General features: G+C 64.6%; 15 protein-coding genes. 3 read left to right on the top strand and 12 right to left on the bottom strand.

Translation table 11 applies throughout. From position 1 onward, the window contains the following. The first annotated feature begins 313 nt into the window (after window positions 1-313). From ACFOD4_RS19175 to ACFOD4_RS19165, 3 genes are all read left to right on the top strand, one after another. Complete coding sequence (locus ACFOD4_RS19175) at window positions 314-976, top strand: ParA family protein (RefSeq protein ID WP_379599043.1); 663 nt, start codon at window positions 314-316, stop codon at window positions 974-976. After that, window positions 973-1,293: a hypothetical protein gene (locus tag ACFOD4_RS19170; protein ID WP_379599041.1), complete on the top strand. Its 321-nt coding sequence runs from the start codon at window positions 973-975 to the stop codon at window positions 1,291-1,293. Before ACFOD4_RS19175 ends, ACFOD4_RS19170 begins: the two co-directional genes overlap by 4 nt. Window positions 1,294-1,625: 332 nt before the next feature. Continuing rightward, on the top strand, window positions 1,626-2,552 hold the full coding sequence (locus ACFOD4_RS19165; RefSeq protein WP_379599039.1) for a replication protein RepA: 927 nt from the start codon (window positions 1,626-1,628) through the stop codon (window positions 2,550-2,552). Window positions 2,553-3,031: 479 nt separating this feature from the next. Here the strand turns inward: ACFOD4_RS19165 and ACFOD4_RS19160 are convergent, their stop codons facing one another. From ACFOD4_RS19160 to ACFOD4_RS19105, 12 genes are all read right to left on the bottom strand, one after another. Then, on the bottom strand, window positions 3,032-3,589 hold the full coding sequence (locus ACFOD4_RS19160; protein ID WP_379599038.1) for a hypothetical protein: 558 nt from the start codon (window positions 3,587-3,589) through the stop codon (window positions 3,032-3,034). Window positions 3,590-3,643: 54 nt separating this feature from the next. Next, a complete protein-coding gene (locus tag ACFOD4_RS19155; RefSeq protein ID WP_379599036.1) occupies window positions 3,644-4,654 on the bottom strand; it encodes an HAD family hydrolase in 1,011 nt (336 codons plus the stop codon). Between the two features lie 151 nt (window positions 4,655-4,805). Then, complete coding sequence (locus tag ACFOD4_RS19150; RefSeq protein ID WP_379599035.1) at window positions 4,806-6,110, bottom strand: BatD family protein; 1,305 nt, start codon at window positions 6,108-6,110, stop codon at window positions 4,806-4,808. Beyond that, window positions 6,107-7,639: a hypothetical protein gene (locus ACFOD4_RS19145; protein WP_379599034.1), complete on the bottom strand. Its 1,533-nt coding sequence runs from the start codon at window positions 7,637-7,639 to the stop codon at window positions 6,107-6,109. The genes ACFOD4_RS19150 and ACFOD4_RS19145 overlap by 4 nt, the downstream gene beginning before the upstream one ends. Before the next feature lie 67 nt (window positions 7,640-7,706). Beyond that, a complete protein-coding gene (locus tag ACFOD4_RS19140) occupies window positions 7,707-8,687 on the bottom strand; it encodes a VWA domain-containing protein (protein ID WP_379599032.1) in 981 nt (326 codons plus the stop codon). Continuing rightward, window positions 8,671-9,114 (bottom strand): DUF4381 domain-containing protein, encoded by a 444-nt coding sequence (locus tag ACFOD4_RS19135; RefSeq protein WP_379599031.1) that lies wholly within the window; start codon window positions 9,112-9,114, stop codon window positions 8,671-8,673. The genes ACFOD4_RS19140 and ACFOD4_RS19135 overlap by 17 nt, the downstream gene beginning before the upstream one ends. Further along, a complete protein-coding gene (locus ACFOD4_RS19130; protein WP_379599029.1) occupies window positions 9,111-10,076 on the bottom strand; it encodes a DUF58 domain-containing protein in 966 nt (321 codons plus the stop codon). The genes ACFOD4_RS19135 and ACFOD4_RS19130 overlap by 4 nt, the downstream gene beginning before the upstream one ends. 4 nt (window positions 10,077-10,080) lie before the next feature. Next, window positions 10,081-11,154, bottom strand: coding sequence for an AAA family ATPase (locus tag ACFOD4_RS19125; protein ID WP_456316912.1), 1,074 nt, complete (start codon window positions 11,152-11,154; stop codon window positions 10,081-10,083). A gap of 97 nt (window positions 11,155-11,251) precedes the next feature. Continuing rightward, window positions 11,252-12,859 (bottom strand): arylsulfatase, encoded by a 1,608-nt coding sequence (locus ACFOD4_RS19120; RefSeq protein WP_379599028.1) that lies wholly within the window; start codon window positions 12,857-12,859, stop codon window positions 11,252-11,254. 92 nt (window positions 12,860-12,951) lie between these two features. Continuing rightward, complete coding sequence (locus ACFOD4_RS19115) at window positions 12,952-13,902, bottom strand: formylglycine-generating enzyme family protein (protein WP_379599026.1); 951 nt, start codon at window positions 13,900-13,902, stop codon at window positions 12,952-12,954. A 5-nt stretch (window positions 13,903-13,907) separates the two neighbouring features. Then, window positions 13,908-14,762 carry a transporter gene (locus tag ACFOD4_RS19110; RefSeq protein ID WP_379599024.1) on the bottom strand — a complete coding sequence of 285 codons (855 nt, stop codon included), beginning with the start codon at window positions 14,760-14,762 and terminating at the stop codon, window positions 13,908-13,910. 194 nt (window positions 14,763-14,956) lie between these two features. Continuing rightward, complete coding sequence (locus ACFOD4_RS19105) at window positions 14,957-16,951, bottom strand: sensor histidine kinase (protein ID WP_379599023.1); 1,995 nt, start codon at window positions 16,949-16,951, stop codon at window positions 14,957-14,959. Window positions 16,952-17,149 lie beyond the last annotated feature (198 nt).

Here is a 17,149-nt window from a genome sequence, read left to right as displayed (position 1 = left end):
CTGCCGGGCCATCTTGACCACGCTGATGCTGGAAGACGTGCTCTACGGTCTGTCGGCCTTGGAGAACTGGCAGCGGTATACAAACTGCGGCTACCGTTTGAGCCAAAGACCCTCGGAGCGGTCTGCGTTCAGCGGATCGGCCCGGCCTCTCCGAGGATAGCTGGCAAAACGCTCTATTCTAAATGGGCGAGCAGAAGGACAGGTCGCTATCCCAGCTAGCCGTCTATCCCCATTGCCACCTTCCCCTCGCTATGTCCCTATTCCCCAAGTCGCGGCTATGGGGGTTAGCTGCCGTCTAAGGGGGTACCTGGCTATGGGGAATATTCTAACGGTCGCCTCAGGCAAGGGCGGCTGTGCCAAGACAACCACCGTGATGATTCTGGCGGCCAATCTAGCGGCTCAGGGCTTTAAGGTGGCCGTGGTCGACGCGGACCGGAACCAGAGCTTCGCCGGGTGGCATGCCGCGGCCTACGAGGGCCCTCCCCTCACCTGCCGTAGTGAGGTGGACCACATTAAGGTGGTCGACCTAGCGGCCGAACTGGCGGAGAACCACGACGTGGTCCTGGTGGATACGGCCGGCTTCGAGAACCTGACCGCCGCCTCCGCCATCGGCATGGCTGACCACGTCCTTATCCCCTGCATGCCCGACCGCGGCAGTGTCCTAGAGACGATGCGGACCAGCCAACAGGTTGGTAGCCTCTCTAGGGCGGCTAGACGGTCTATTCCCTATAGCGTGGTCCTCACCCGTTGGAAGCCGCGGGGTCTCTCAGAGCGTGCCACGCTGGAGAGCCTCCAGGAGGAGAAGATTAGCCCCCTTCAGCAGTCTTTCGGCGACCTGGCCGACTTCGCGAAGATGTCCTTCAGCGGCATGGTGCCGATCTCCGGCAAGGTGGGGCGACAGGCCGCTAGCCTAATAGCGGAGCTAGCCGCCAAAGGGGCTATCCCCGGTACTCCCGCTAAGGGTCTAGCTACATGAGCAGCTTCAAGCCCAAGCGTGTGAGCGGCGCAGATCTGGCGGCGCAGATCTCCGACGCCACTCGGAACACGCCTGCCGCAGTCGTCACCCACATCCGTCCCGAACCGCCGCCTGCGTCTCCTGCGGTCGAGGCCGCCAATACCCAGGTCAACTTCAAGGTCACGGCAGCCTTTGCGGATCTGATCGCAGAGGAGGCCGCCAAGGCGGGCAGCACACGGCGTTTCTTCGCCCGTCTCATGCGGGACGCGGGGTATGCGGTTCCGGAAGCGGACGTGAACCCGCCGGAAGGGCGGCGTAGGGGGCGTAGAGGGAACTAGGCTGAAATAGGGTATAGAGGGATACTAGGCTACTCCCACTAGTTGCCCATAGCTGGCGCGTGGAGTCGCTCGATCCAACTGTGCCTTCTTGCGAGCGGGATGGTGCACTAGCCCACAGCCGGAGTGTGGCTTCTTGCGATGAAAGCGTGCCTTCTTGCGAGGGGTGCTCATGCAGAATCAAACGCTTCGAGAGTTATCCCGTGGCTTCTTGCGAGCAGACTAATAGAAATATCTATCCAATAGTCTCATCGCAAAACCGCACAGAGACGGCGCGGCTCCGGCTGTGGCAATAACGGAGGAGGCTGGCGAACGGCGACAGGGGCAGCCTTGCCATGGGCACAGTGCACGAGTTGCTGGAGGCGAAGGGAAAGACCGGCGCCATCCAAGCTGGGGTAGACCGGACCATCGTCGAGGCCGCAAGCGTCTACATGGCGGACGAGGACGGCAGCCTCGGATTTGCCTTCAGTGGGTGGGCCCAGTGCGCCTTACCGCACCGTCGCCTCGGGCCAAGCAATCGCTGGGAGATTGCTGGGGAGCGGGTGAGGCTCGTCGTTGAGCCCGGCCTCCGCCCGTCCGAGAATGATGGCCCTATGGAGCACGTGGGCGTGCCCTACGGCTCGGTCGCCCGGCTGATCCTGCTGTTTCTGCAAACGGAGGCGCTTCGGACTGGCTCGCGAGAGATCGAGTTGGGAGGCAGCCTGCGGCAGTGGCTCTCTCGGCTGGGTGCCAGCATCGGGGGCTCGAATGCGCGTGCCGTTCGTGACCAAGCCGAACGTATCAGCCGGTGCCGCCTGACCTTCCACATCCAGGGTTCGGGCAAAGTCGGGCTAGTTAATCAGAGCATCGTCGACCGGGCGCTGTTCATCGACGACGAGGTGGCTGGGCGCCAGGGGCGACTCTCGCTGGAGACAGCGAAGCTGAGCGAGGGGTTCTTCGAGCAGCTCCAAAAGCATCCTGTGCCGCTGGAGGAGGCCGCAATCCGGGCGATCAGCAACAACCCGGCCGCGCTCGACGCATATCTCTGGTTGGCCTACCGGCTGCATGTGCTTTCTAGCGATAAGCTCATCACGTGGAAGGCGCTCAAGGCACAATTCGGCGCTGGCTATAAGGAGCTGTTCCACTTCAAGCCGCGCTTCACGCACGCACTGAGCCTTGCCGCCGCGGTCTACCCCAAGGCCAAGATCGAGGTGGTGGACCAAGGGGTCATCCTGAAGCCGTCGCCGCCACCAGTGCCTTATAAGAACGCTGCGATCCGCTAGCAGGTGGGCATCACAAAAAGGCACACGTGAGCCTCGTTCGTATCCCGCCCGCAAGACAGGCCGGCTTACTTAGAGGGTGACCTTATCTACCTTACGCTACACGCCCCATGGACCATCCGTTGCGAGAGCTGGCCGGAGACTCGTGAAGCGGCCGAACACATTGGAGTAGGTCCTGCGGGGCTATGGGAAATCAGAAGGCCTGCCACAGGCGCTGCCGTAGATAAGGGGGGAGGGAAGGGATTGCCCACGAAGCCGCCCGGTGTCCCAAGCAGTATCTTGATCCAGTCCTCCGTAGACCAGGCATACAAGACAATAGGCATAGGCCGCTGTTGGAGCCCAGCGCGGCCCGAACCTTGCCATTTTAGGCTTGCCTTCGAAATATCCGGTAAGCCGGCATTATCGGATGAAAACTCGCTGAAGGCGGGTAGGGCAGGGGGGCTTCCCTGGACCTTTTTATAGGGTCGCTAGCGTCCGGGCCTCTAGGACGACTTGTCGATTAGCTCCTTCAAGCCCAAGCCCCAGGACGAAATGGCCTTCATGAAAGGCAGAAGCGGTACGTCAAGACTGGTTACGCGATCTGGGGTGAAGATGTATAGGGCGCCTGACATAGGAGCAGGCGAGCCCGGCACGAAGATAAGTAATCGGCCATCGGCAAAACTATCCATGATAAGCGCAGGACACAGCCCCTCCTCGATGGACACAAGCGCTGGCCTCAGCACCGATCCACCATCGGCGGAGAACGGACCGTTCCCCGCAAAGGCCTTAACAAGGCGGTAGCCGGGTAGTTTTTCGAACAGCATCCTTTCCAAGGCCAGCTTCGCCCGCCGGCCGGTCCGCGCCCTGATAATAAGGCCCAGTGTCAGGCAAAGCGCGACGAACAAGAAGATCGCCATGACCATTGGATGCAGAAAAGTTCCAGACAGCGGATCAGAAACATCCCGCAGCTTGTTGACGATACTGAGGATCAGGAGGACCACCGCGCCAATCGGCACAACAACAAGCGCCCCCTCGATAAGAGCTCTGTTCAAATTCCTCATGGCGTCGTGAATGATCCTATTGATACCATCGTGATTCCGTTCAGAACGATAAAGTCATTGGACTGGAAACATCCTGTTCCAGTCCTGTCGCATCGAAGCGACGGTCCAACGGCTAGGACCAGCCAGATCGAGACCGCGATCCAGCTTGCCAAACGGACTTTGACGGTCATAAGCGACTTCACGCTCAGCATCGTCATGATGCACAAGCAGGCCAAAGCGACGACCTGGACCTGAGGTGACGTACTGCAGCATCTCCAGATCACCATCCGAATTGCCAAAAGCTGCGATTGGCCTGCGCCCGATGAATTTGCCGATAGCCACTGGCTTGCCCGGTCCGTCATCGATGAAGTCCATGACTGCGACGCGAAACAATTCGGGCTTTCCGCCATGAGGGAAGCGATATTCGGTACGGATGGTAGAACCGATCACCTGCTCTGGTGGAATATCGTAGACGCTGTCGCTGAAGGCACGGATGAATTCTACCCCGCCGCCCGAGACGATGTAGTTGCGGAAACCACTAGATGCTAGCAGGCGCAATAACTCGAGCATCGGCTGATAGGTGAGCTCCGTATAGGAGCGTTGAAATTTGGGATGGCGGGCGGTGGCCAGCCATTCGGTGGCGATCACGTTGAACTGCTCCGGCGTGGTGTTGGCATGGGTGGCCAGCGCCAATTCTGCGAGGCCGTGGGTGCCGGCCGCCGCCAAGGTCGCGGTATCGCCCTCCAGCGCGGCTTTAAACGGCTGTGTCGTCCTCCAGGCCGGATAATGTGGTGCCAGCGCCTTCACCCGGTCGAGCACGAACATCAGCTGCGCCGTCGGAATCTCACACCAGAGCGTGCCATCATTGTCGAACACGGCGATGCGCTGCGGCACGGGTACGAAATCTGGCGAGCCTTCGGTTGTCACCGCCGCAAGGAAGTCCAGGATGGATTGCCGCGATGCGCCATCTCGCCAGGACGGCAGCGGATCGGTGCGTTGCGCCTGCGCCCACACGTGGCCCGCCGCCAGTATCGGCGTGATGGACAGAAGCCCAAGGCCCAGGGCCCGACGTGCAATCGGCATCATGCATGCTCTCCGTTGAAGAGGGGTAGCGTAGCGGTATGGCCAGAAGGCCGGCCGTCAATGGGGCCGGATCCGGGCCATGCCAGAAGCCGTGTGGGTGCGCGTCCCGGTGCCGATCGGGGCGGAAGCATCGTCGCCATCCGTAGCCCCGCCTTCATCTGGCCCAGCGCGGCTGGGTCAGCCGCGCCGCCGGAGCGTGCTGGAGAGGGTTAAGAGGCGGCAGCGTCGTGGTGCCCCGTGAGGGCCGTGCCTGCGGGTGGTGCAGCGTGCTGTCGGCTTTGCGGGCGGCGGCGAGCAGAGGCGCGCCCTGCCATGCGCCGGCAGCGGCGGCGCCGTAAATCTGCGCGCCTAGCGCGTCGGCCTCCTGCGCCAACTCCGGCGTGCCTGCGAGATCCGCCAACCGGGCGACCTGCCTTTCGCCGCCCGGCGGCAGGCGCGCATCCGCCCACCGGTACAGCGCTACGGCTGCGGCACGGGCGTCGTCGGCACGGCAGGCAGCGGCGAGAGCGTCCACAGGATCTGGCCCGCGTGCCGCCCGCCGGCGCCACCACCACCAGAGGGCGCCTCCTGGCAGCAGCACCAGCGGGAGCAGCCAGGCCCACCAGGAGGGCACCCGATGGGCGACGCCGGTGGTCGGCAAGGCCGACAGAACGGTGAGCCGTATTGGTTCGATCGATAACTTCTGGAGCCGGCCAGTGGCCGGCTCCAGCCAATCGACCGTGAAGCCGGGCAGCACGATGTCGCCAGGGCGCTGCGGCACGAAGGCTGCACTTTCGTTGCGCACGGCATGCAACTGGCCGCGCTCGGCATGGTCCTGCAGCGCAGGCGGGTCGGGGTAGATGCGGACGCCGTCCACTGCGCCCCAGATGACCGGCGGCAACAGCATGGCGGTGGTACCATCGGCTTCCATGTGCAGGTGCCGTGTGACCGCCTGGCCAACCTGGATGTCGCTCCGCGCACCCTCGAGCGATGAACTGAGCTGAAAATTGGGCGCGACGACGAGACGCGTGATGTCCGTGATGCCAGGCGGAATGCGGGATGTGATCTCCAGGCTTCTGGTGGTGGCCTTCGCCTCGACAGGCTGGCCATCTGGGCCACCGACACGAAGCGTCATGGTAAAAGGGTTGACCGTCAGCGATCCGGGCGTGGCAGGAAACAGGGCATAGTTGCGCTGCAGCGCGGCGTAGCTTTCGCCGCCTACGCGCTCCGTGCCCGGAAGGGTTGTGGCCTCGGGCAGGATGACGGCCTTCCCGCCGGTGACGGAAAGGTCGGGCCATTGCGGCGGATCAACGAAACGCACCGGCGTCATCACGGTCAGCGTCACCGTCACACGCTGGTTCACCGAGACGAGCCCCTCAGGCGAGACCGCGATGCGCAGGAGAAGTGGCTCGTTCTGCTGTGCCGGCGCCTTTGCCGGTAGCAGGAAAAGTAGCGCCAGCACGAATCCTATCAGCCTCATGGCGTGCTCTCCCCTGACGCGGCCTGACGCGCGAAGCGGAGGCGGAGAAAATCAGCTGGGGTGCCGCCCACCCGCCGCATCCAGAGTGACTGGATTTGCGCATCCGACAGCCCGTGTCCCGGCGTGTCGCCGGGCTTCTGCTGCTGTTCGCCAGGCTGCGCCGCCTGGTCAGCGACCATCTGGTCCGGGTCGGGCGGCTCGCGCTCCGGCTCGTCGGTCTGGTTCGCCTCGCGGTCCTTCGAAGCATCCTGCCACGCCTTCAGGAAGGCCGCGGCCAGGGCACGGTTGTCGCGCGCCTCAGGGAAGTCAGGCCGCAGCTTGAGCGCCTGGTCATAGGCGGCGATGGCCGCTTCCCAGTCGCGCGGCAGCATCATGTGCGCATTGCCGAGATCGTAGGCCGCCTCTGCGCTCTTGCCCTGGGCCAGGGCGGTCACGGCGCCCTGGTAGTCCCCGGCCCGATAGAGGGCGACGCCCCTTCGCACCGAGTCGGTGAACAGCCCGGCGGCCCGCGCCGGCTCGCCGCGATCGAGCAGCAGCTGGGCGCGCTGATCCGGCGTCAGCCAGAGCCGCCAGAAGGCATTGAGATCACTCCTCTCGGCCGCGATGGCGGGCCGTGCGCCCAGGCTGAGCAGCAGTAGCATGGCGGCGAGGAAGCCGCGCCGGGCGAACAGCGCCGCCAGCGGCGCGACCAGCAAGGCCATCCATGGCCCCGCATCCATCCACCGCATGGTGGGATCGTCGGAGGGCGCAGTGGCGAAATGGCTGCGGGCTAGACCGGCCACCTGTTCAACATCGGTGGTGTCCGGCGTCGGATCGACAACGGTGGCGCCTGGCGCGCCAGCGAAGGGCCCGTCCCCGGTGGCCAGCACCAGAAAGGCATGGTGGCCTGCCTGCCCGCTCGCCTGCTGGAAGCTGCCGGACTCTGTGGCGGGCACGGCGGGCGTCACCAGGACCACGGTGCCGGCGCCCCCCTGCTCATCCTGCAGCATCGCGAGACCGGCGGCGAGGGCGGCGCCGGCGGCATTGCCGTCCTCAGGCATGACGTCGGGCGACAGCGCCGCGAGATAGGTCTCGATCAGGCCGGGGTCGTCGGTTGGCGGCAGGGCAGGGTGGGCGGTGCCCGCATAGGCGACCAGGCCTGTGCGCCCGCCCGCCCGCAGGCCGAGCAGGTCACGGATCTTGCGCTTTCCCGCCGGTAGCGCCTGGACCCCGGCGCGCGAAAGGTCGAGCGCGACGACCATACGCGCGCTGTCGGTGACGAACGGGCTCGGCTCCCGGCGCCAGCTGGGACCAGCCAGGGCGATGGCCAGGAGGGGGAAGAGGACCATCGCCACGGTGACCGGGCGCAGCCGGGACGGAGTGCCCTGGCGCACCGTCAGGGCGGCGAGCAAATGCGGCGCCACCACGCCGCGCCAGCCTCCCGCATCGCGCTGGCGGGCGCGCTCCAGCCACAGCATGGCTGGCCCGAGGAGGGCCAGCAGCAGCCACCAGGGGCGCAGGAGATGCAGGGAGGCGACGACGTCGCTCATCGCCGGCTCCTTTGCGCGGGGCCACGGGGCCACGGGATGGCGCGGCGACGGGTCTGTCCACAGCTGCTCATGCGGGCCTCCGGCGGAACTCGCGAAGCCCGGGCCCGAGCAGCAGCGCCGCCATCAGCAGAGCGAACCCTCCAAGGGGCCAAACAAAGAGCGGCGTGCGGGGGCGCCAGGAGACGGTCTGCGCCGGGGTCGGCTCCATGGCGTCGATGCGGCGGTAGGCTTCGGCCAGCGCCCGCGGGTCATCGGCGTGGAAATGCGCGCCGCCGGTCGCCTTGGCGATATCCTCCAGCGCGCCGAGATCAAGCGCCGCTTCCCCCGCCGCAGCGGCGTCGCCGAGCGATACGGCGTAGATCCGCACGCCGAGATTGCCCGCGATCTCGGCCGCCCGGCGCGGCGGCACGCGGCTGCCGGTGTCGTTGCCGTCGGTCAGGAGGATCAGCAGCCGGCCCGACACCTTGGCGCGCTCGAAGGTTCGCGCGGACAGGCCGATCGCATCGCCGATCATGGTCTGCGGTCCGGCCATGCGCGGAAAGGTCTCGCCGAGCAGGCCCAACAGCGCCTTGTGGTCAGCGGTGAAGGGCGCGAGCACGAAGGCAGAGGAGCCGAAGACCAGCAGACTGAGCCGGTCGTCCTCGCGGCGGTCGATGAACTGCTGCAGCACTGCCCTTGCGGCGTCGAGCCGGCTGACCTTCGCGCCTTCCGTGGCTCCAGCCATATCCTTGGTCGACATCGAGCCGGAAAGGTCCAGCGCCAGCAGGACATCGCGGCCGCTGGTGTTGCGCGTTACCGGCGGCTCGATGCGCACCGGCGCAGCAAGGGCCACGACCAGCAGCAGCCAGGCGATGAGGGCGAGCATCGTTCGCGCCCAGCCCGGTCGCGCGGCCTCGGGTGGAGCGGCGCCTGCCGGGCCGGTGAGGCGTTCCAGCATCGGCAGCCGCAGCGCGAAGCCCGGCTCGCGATAGGCCGGCAGCAGCAACCAAGCCAGTAGCGGCAGCGGCAGCAGGGCAAAGGCCCAGGGATGATCAAAGCCGAGGGTCATGGCGGCGGATCCAGCGAGCAGCGGCGTCGCGCATCGGCGGGTCGAGTTCCGTCGCATAGGCGGCCTGGGCGAGCCGCCCGGCCATGACCGGGTCTAGCGCCGCGCGCGGCGCCGTGCGTTGCAGGAAAGCGGCCCATTCGGCGCCGGACAGTGCGGCCACCCGCGATCGGGGCCAGGCTGCCAACGCCACGCGCTTCAGGATAGCGGCGGCGTCCGTCGATCCAGCCGTCTCCAGGATCCGCAGCGCCTCTCGCCGGTAAGCGCCCCGACGCCACGCGCGCAGGGCGCGCAGTGCCAGCCAAGCGATCAGCAGCAGCGCCAGCAGCAGCAGGATGAGCCAGGCCGGGGTGGCCGGCCAGAAGGACACCGGCGGCGGCTCGATCAGGCCGTGCATGGCCTCGCGGCTCGGCATGGCGGAGGGGCTCATCGCCGGCCGCCGCTCAGCTTTGGTGCCGCCGCGCCGCCCAGCATGCGGCGCAACTGCGGCGCCGCATCCTCCTCCGTGCCGATCGACAGGACCGGCGTTTCCAGCTGAATGCCGCCGAGGCGGAAAGCCGTGCTGCGGCGCTGATGTTCCGCCTCGACATGGGCGCCGAGACCCGATCGCGCCGGGTCCAGCACGGCGACGCGTGTTCCGTCGGCGGTGGCCAGGCCGCGCCACGGCGCCGGCGGAAGGGCGCGATCCAGTGGGTCGGAGACGGGAACGGCGATAATGTCATTGTGCCGGGCGAGACGGCCGACGGCTTGGGCGGCCGGCTGGGTCCAGGCCTGGAAGTCGGCGATGATGAGGACCAGCCAGTCATGCCCGACGATGATCTCCGCCTGTCTCAGCGCGGCATTCAGCGGGCCCGGGTCCGAGGGCCGGGGCCGTGCACCGGGAAGCGCGGCGGCACGGGAGGCAATGGCTCCGAGCACGCGCATCACCGCTCCACGGCTGCGTTGCGGGCGGTGCTCCTCCAGCCCATGGTCGTCGAACACGATGGCACCGACCCGATCGCCGAATTTCAACCCCAGCCAAGACGCCAGCGCCGCCGTTTCAGCGATCACGGATGCCTTGGTGGCGTGCCTGCTGCCGAAATAGGTTGCTGCCGTCAGGTCCACCACCAGCAGGATCGGGCGGTCCCGCTCCTCCGTGAAGACGCGGGTCTGCGTGCGGCCGGTGCGTGCACTGGCCCGCCAGTCGATCTGCCGGACGTCGTCGCCGGGGCGATAGCCGCGCAACTCCTCGAAGGCGAGGCCACGCCCGCGGATGCGCGAGGCCCGGCGGCCCGCCAGCAGACTGCTCACCGGTTGACGGTGCAGGAAGGAAAAGCCCTGCGCCTGGAATTGCGCGCGGATCAGGGAGCCGAGCGACGGGACCAAGCGCGGGTCGGGGTCATGTTCGGCCATGACATCACGCCACAGCGACCAGGGAGAGCATGCGCTCGATCACCGCATCGGCGGAAATCCTCTCGGCACTGGCCTCGTAGCTCAGGATCAGGCGGTGCCGCAGCACATCAGGCGCCACAGCCCTGACATTCTCCGGCGTGACGTGATCCTGCCCGGACAGCCAGGCATGGGCACGGGCGGCGCGGTCGAGCGCGATGGTGGCGCGCGGGCTGGCGCCGACTTCAATCCAGTTGCCGAGGTCCTTATCGAGGGCTGCCGGCGCGCGCGTGGCGCAGACCAGCGCCACGACGTAGTTCTCGATGGCTTCGACAACGGTCAGGTGGGACAGCTCGGCGCGGGCGGCGAAGACCACCTCCTGCGGAATTGCGGGGTCGGTATCGGCCATTCCCTTGCCTTGCCGCGCCTGCTCTTCACCACGGACGAGCCGGAGGATGGCGCGCTCGTCCACCTCGGGCGGGTAGTCCACGCCCACCTTCATCAGGAAGCGGTCGAGCTGCGCTTCGGGCAGAGGGTAGGTGCCTTCCTGCTCGATCGGGTTCTGTGTCGCCATCACCATGAACAGTCGTGGGAGGGTATGGGTGGTGCCCCCCACGGTCACCTGCCGCTCTTCCATGGCCTCCAGCAGCGCCGACTGCACCTTCGCCGGCGCGCGGTTGATCTCGTCCACCAGCACGATGCTGCCGAAAACGGGTCCAGGCTCAAAGCGGAAGCTGCCGGTCTTCGCCTCATAGATGTCGCTTCCCACCACGTCGGACGGGAGCAGATCCGGCGTGAACTGGATGCGCCGGAATGCCGCATCCAGATTATGCGCGAGGGCCTTGACCGCGCGCGTCTTGGCGACGCCGGGTAGACCCTCAACCAGCACGTTGCCATCGGCTAGCAGCGCGATGAGCAGGCGCTCGATTACTCTTTCCTGGCCAATAATGGCTTGGCCCATACGGGTGCGCAGATCGGCAAAAGCCGTACGGGCGTCGGAACCGGCGTTGCCGGCGGCGCTCCCGTAGGGCTGCATAGCCACGGGCAACGGCTGGAGGCTCTCAGAAGCAGCCGTAAGGGAGGAGCGCGAGGTGTCTGTCACGGACCGATTCCTAGCATCTCAGGGGTCGGCGAGCACCGAGGATGCTCGCCAGTGGTCTGGCTCACCGCCGCTGAGGCGCCCGGCGGCGCCAGCCTAGCTAGTGTTTGCCTCCGCCAGCCGCCTCTTCCATCTGCCGCAGCACACTATCCAGGTTGAAGCTGTCCGGCCGCTGCCGCGGCGGGAACTCCCGGAAGGTCTCGAGGAACTGCCGCGCCATGCCTTGGGCCGGCACCAGCAGGAAGACTCGCCGTATGAGCCAGTCATTGTAGGTGTTGCTGCTGTCGTCGGCCCGCTCATACGGGTCCATGCGGATATCGAAGATCTTCGGCACGCGCAGCGTCACGAAGGGCTCGCGCCAGACACCGAAGCCGACGCCGCGCTGCTCCATGAACACGGCCTTCCAGCGCTCATAGCGCATCGCGACCATTTGGCCGTCGTCGTTGAAGTAGAAGAACTCCTTGCGTGGCCCTTCCTGCGTTTGGCCGGTCAGCAGCGGCAACTGGTTGTAGCCGTCCAGATGTACCTTGAAGGTCTTGCCGCCCACAGCGAGACCGGCCTTCAGCTTGTCCTTGATATCGGTATCCCCGGCCGCGGCGACGAGCGTGGGGAACCAGTCGAGCCCGGAGAAGATCTGATTGGTGACACCTGGCGAGATCCTGCCGGGCCAGCGGACCGCCGCCGGAACACGGTAGGCGCCTTCCCAGTTGGAATTCTTCTCGCTGCGGAAGGGCGTGATTGCCGCGTCGGGCCAGGCGTTGAAGTGCGGCCCGTTGTCGGTCGTGTAGACGACGATGGTGTTATCGGCGACACCGAGGTCGTCGATCTTCTTCAGGATCTTCCCGACCCAATCGTCGTGCTGCAGCATGCCGTCGGCATAGTTGTTCAGGCCCGACCGCCCCCGCCAAGCCTCCGGCACATGCGTGTAGAGATGCATGCGCGTCGCGTTCAACCACACGAACATCGGCCTGTTCGCCGCATGCTGGCGATCCATGAAGTCGAGGCCGGCGGCGAGGAACTCGTCATCCACCGTTTCCATGCGCTGCCGGTTCAGGGGCCCGGTATTCTCGATGCGGCCATCCGCCCAGCTTTTGATCACGCCACGCGGGCCGAAGCGGCGGCGGAAATCCGGGGTCTGCGGATAATCGACATTCTCAGGCTCCTCCTCTGCATTCAGATGGTACAGATTGCCGAAGAACTCGTCGAAGCCGTGCGCGGTCGGCAGGTGCTCGTCGCGGTCGCCAAGATGGTTCTTGCCAAACTGCCCGGTCGCATAGCCCATGCTTTTCAGGATCGTGGCAATGGTTGGGTCCTCAGCTTGCATGCCGGCTGCCGCCCCCGGCAGCCCTACCTTGGACAGGCCAGTTCGCAGTGTGCACTGGCCGGTGATGAAGGAGGATCGGCCCGCGGTGCAGGACTGCTCCGCGTAGTAGTCCGTGAAGGTCATGCCTTCGTTATGGATACGATCGATGTTGGGTGTGCGATACCCCATCATGCCGCGCGTGTAGTAGCTGATATTCGACTGACCGATATCGTCGCCGAAGATGACGACGATGTTCGGCTTGCCTCCGCCTGCCTGCTGCGACGCACCCTGCTGCTGTACTTGTGGCTGCTGCGCCTGTGCGAGGCGCGTGCCGCTGAGGGCGGGGGCAGTCAGGGCGGCCGCTCCGGCCAGGAGCATGGTGCGGCGGTTCGGATGCTCGCTCATAAGCTTTCCCTTGCTGAAGAGTGTTCCGCCGCATGGTCCTGCGCGGCCGGAGGGTGACGGGACACGGGCAGAGGGCTTCACTCGGCCGCGCATCATGGACTGCCCCGCCGCACGCAGCGGAAGCCGACATGGCAGGTCGAGGTGTCCTCGGGCTCCGCGTGGCGCGCGGCAGGCCGATAGCGGCGGCAGTAGTTGGGCGCGCAGAGGAAGCTGCCGCCCTTTAGGGCCCGGCGCGCAATACGGATGCTTGGCTGGGCAGGGTCAAAGCTCGCCTCCGCCGCTGCGACGCGCGGGTTCTTCGGAATGCAGCAGGACTTGTGCGCATCGGTGGCGTGGCGCGGCTGCCAGTAATCTTGTGTCCATTCCCAAACGTTGCCGATCATGTCGCATAGGCCGTGCCCGTTCGGAGGAAAGGCGCCGACGGGGCTAGTCGCCTCCCAGCCGTCCTCGCGCGTGTTCTTCCAGGGAAACTGGCCCTGCCAAGTATTCGCCATGAAGCGCCCCTTCGGCCGCATGACCTCGCCCCAGGCAAAGGTCGCGCCTTCTAGACCACCGCGCGCGGCGAACTCCCATTCCGCCTCGCTGGGCAGGTCGCCGCCGGCCCAGCGCGCATAGGCTAGCGCGTCTACATAGGCGACATGGACAACCGGATGCTCCTCCAGCCCTCTGATCGAGGAGCCGGGGCCGTAGGGCTCCCGCCACCAGGCGCCGCGGCGGTATTCCCACCACTGGCTCCATTGCGTCGGATCCACCGGCCCCTTCGCTTTCCGGAACACTAGGCTGCCGGCATAGAGCATGTGCGGCAAAGCGCCGGGATAGTCGCGCGGGTCAGGCAGGATTTCTGCATTCGTCACATGCCCGGTGGCTTCAACGAAGGCAGCGAACTGACGGTTGGTGACTGGCGTCCTGTCGATCCAGAACCCATCGACCGTGACGCGGTGAACCGGTGCCTCTTCCGCGTAGTGGCCGTCCGATCCCATGCGGAAGGTACCGCCCGGCACCCAGACCATGCCGGGCGGGGTGACCTGGAGGTTCTTGGCCACGGCGCTCATCCTGGAAACACGAAGACAAGATTAAGGCGGAAGCCCCAATCCGACTCTCCCGATGGCGACGCAGTGAAGTAGCGCAGCCAGCCACCGAACTGCATACGCTGGCCGCTGACCGACACCAGCTGATTAACGCCGATATTGATAGGCACGGTCCAGTCACGCCGTGACCAGTCATAACGGCTCTCGGTATTAAGATAGTAAGTTGTCTGCCCTGGCGTGACGTAGTTGATAAAGGGCTGAAGGAACGTGGCGTCGACATCCCGCGTGGTGTCCGGTGTGCCGCCGAGGCTCCAGATGTGATTGGCCAGCAGCCCGTAGATCCACGGACCGCTTTGCTTCAGCATCACACCGGTAGGTCCCGCACCCCATTGCCGCTGACCCAGCCCCTCAGTGCCGCTGGGATACAGGAAGATCGGACCGGCACCCCAGGTGATGCCCGACCGGGTAGGACGCGCCGGGGAGAGGAAGAAGCTTTGCGTCACGTCGCCAAGTCCTGACCGGTGGTCGGGATAGACCCTCTCGGCATGGCTGATCGGCAGGATAGTGCGCGTGATCAGATTCCAATTCTCATCGATTGAGATCGGAATCACCGGCTGAACGTTAAGTGTGTAGCGGAAGGCATCTCCAGTCCTGCCTCCATAGTCAAAGTTGTTCTGTAGTGGCACGCTGATGAGGCTGGCGACCGGATTGGCCAACTGCTTGGCGATCTCGTCATGATCGCTCTGCGCGCCGGAAGGTGACGGCGCACTCATAACAGCAAAGGCGATCTCTATGCCCGGCAGCGAACGGTTCCGTTGGCTTGCGGCCGTACGGAAGTTCGGGGCGGGCGTTGCCCAGGTGGGTGATGGGTGCATGGCCGTTCCTCATCACAAGATGAGGGCAATGCTAACCAAGGATCTTTTTTCGCCCTATCAGGTGAATCACTGATCTTACCCTTAGAATCCCTGTATTGTGCAACGCGTTCCTGCTGGCGGCGGCTAGCGCATCCGCAGTGCCGCAGATGCCTAAGCGACCTGGGGGAATCAGCGGATCCGCGTCACCAGCAGTCTCAAACAGCGGGCTTGATCAGCGGCAGCGGAAGAATTGCCCTGACGCAGGTTCCACGGGGTTCCGCTGGGAAAATCAGAAGCTCACCATCGAGATGGCGCAGTCTTTCCGACATGCCGTAGACGCCCACGCCGAACTCGACGAGTTGATCAGAGCTTGTTACTTCCCGTGATGGGGTGGAAATACCCCTCCCATTGTCCTCAACAGTCAACACGACATGATTGCCTTCGAGTTCCAGTGTTACCCGGATCTCCGTGCAGGCGGCGTGGCGGATGGCATTCGAGAGAGCCTCCTGCGACACCCGGAACAGCGCAAGCTCGCAATCTGATGGAAGCTCCGCAGCCGCAAAGTCGCCATAACTAATGAGGCGAATACTTGTTCCGGTCTGCCGCCGCAGGCGGTTGATGTGCCATTCGAGCGCAGCAATAATGCCGAGTTCATCCAAAAGCGGTGGATGCAGCAGATAGGAGAGGGTTCGAATCTCCTGTTGTCCTTGTGCGATCAGTTCCCGCGCATCCTGCAAGCGCTGGGCCGAATCCGCGTCCGCACTACAAATTCTGGAAAGGAACATATCGGCACCTGAGAAGATCTGGGCGGTGCTGTCGTGCAGATCCCGGGCTATTCGTCTGCGTTCGGCATCCTGAGCGGAAAGAAGGAGCGATCCGATCTTTCGTAGGTAACGCCTGATCCGTGCGGCCTCCGTTACGTCGCGAACCGTGCCGAAGATCTTGGTGCCATCCTGCAAATGATGGCCGACGACAGTGGTGAGGTGAACGTCATAGCTTAGCTTGGGAGCTCTACTGCCTATGACATGCCGAAACTGGATTGTGTCGCCGGGAGGAGGAATTTTGGACAGGCAGGTGTGGAGGAAAGCGGCATGCGCGGCATCCATCGTGTCCAGGGATAGATGCTGGATCTTGATTCCTTCCGGCTGAACCATGCGGAGAAGGGCCTTGTTGGCCATCTCGATGACCGCCCCTTCAGGGCGCCGGGCGGCGATGAAGAGACCGTCTGCGGAGTGGGACCAGAAGGCGCGGAGATCTTCTTCTGAACTGCGTTGCCGATGAAGCGAGTGGTGCAGCGCAGCTTGCAACGTACCCAGCGGTGTTGTCAGGTTCCGGCGCAGCTTTATAAGGCTGAAATCTATGAAATACAGCAGGGCCATCCCGATCAACACCAGACCCAAGGTAAGGGCAGCTATGATGGCGGAAGGGTGGTAACGATCGACGATGACAAAGCTGATCCAGTGAGTAACCTCGGACCGCTGGAAGACAAGCTCCTGTATTCTGAATGCCGTGCGCTTGAGGACCAGATGTCCGTCCCGCTGGTCGGTGGTAGCGTTGAGAATGTCGCGCAGCTGCGCCGTACCCACTTCGGCCATTTCGGAGCCGCGCTTTGAGGCAACAATACTGCCCCAATCATCCATTGTGGCGCCAAGCCACCCGGACGGTAGTTGGATATCAGGCAACCTGCTGATGAAGGCGGATTGTGGAATGGCTTCCAACAGCCCAAGACGCGTTCCATTGCCGGTGGCAAGCGGTTGCGTGGTAAGCACGGCTTCGATGCCGGCAAGGGGAGCATGCCGCAGCCGGTCGATCTTGGCGTGCTTGCGTTCGATAATTGCCTCAACAGCGTTGCGGACCTCAGGGTTCTCGGTCTTCAAAGACGGAATACTCGGATCGCCGAAGGGCCGGAGCGTATTGATGAAGACCCGGCCATTCCGATCAAAGAGCAGGAACCAGTTTCCAATATTTCCCTGGGCCTTCCGCAACTCATCGGAAAAGCCGGCGAGGTTCTCCTCCCGCAGCATGTCTGAATGCGAAAGCAGTTCGAGCCTAGTCAGGGATGCCAGAATGATATGGTCCGAGGCCGTGGCCAGGCGTCGCGACATGTCCGCGCCTGCGGCGTATAACTGGCGCTCGGCATTTCGATGATGACGAATTGTCTGACCAAGAACGATCACGAGGGAGGTCAGGATCAGGCAGGCAGCGCCCACCCTCCATGGCTTCAGAAGAGTAAGTTCCTGCTCTTGGGAACCGGATGACCGCGTCCATAACCCCGGCATTATCCTGCTCCCTGAGCTTATACGCGTCCAGGTGATCCTGCTCGAGCCAGTCCTTAGAATGTCTCCAACGCGTTGCCAGCGTGATTGTCGCCACAAACTAGGGAACGTGGCTGATGCTAGCCATCTACA

Origin of the sequence: Teichococcus globiformis, from assembly GCF_042646265.1 — a bacterium.
In the GTDB taxonomy this organism is placed as follows: Bacteria; Pseudomonadota; Alphaproteobacteria; order Acetobacterales; family Acetobacteraceae; genus Pseudoroseomonas; species Pseudoroseomonas globiformis.
Note: the sequence above shows the minus strand (reverse complement) of the source record. Positions and strands in the feature narration are given on the sequence as shown.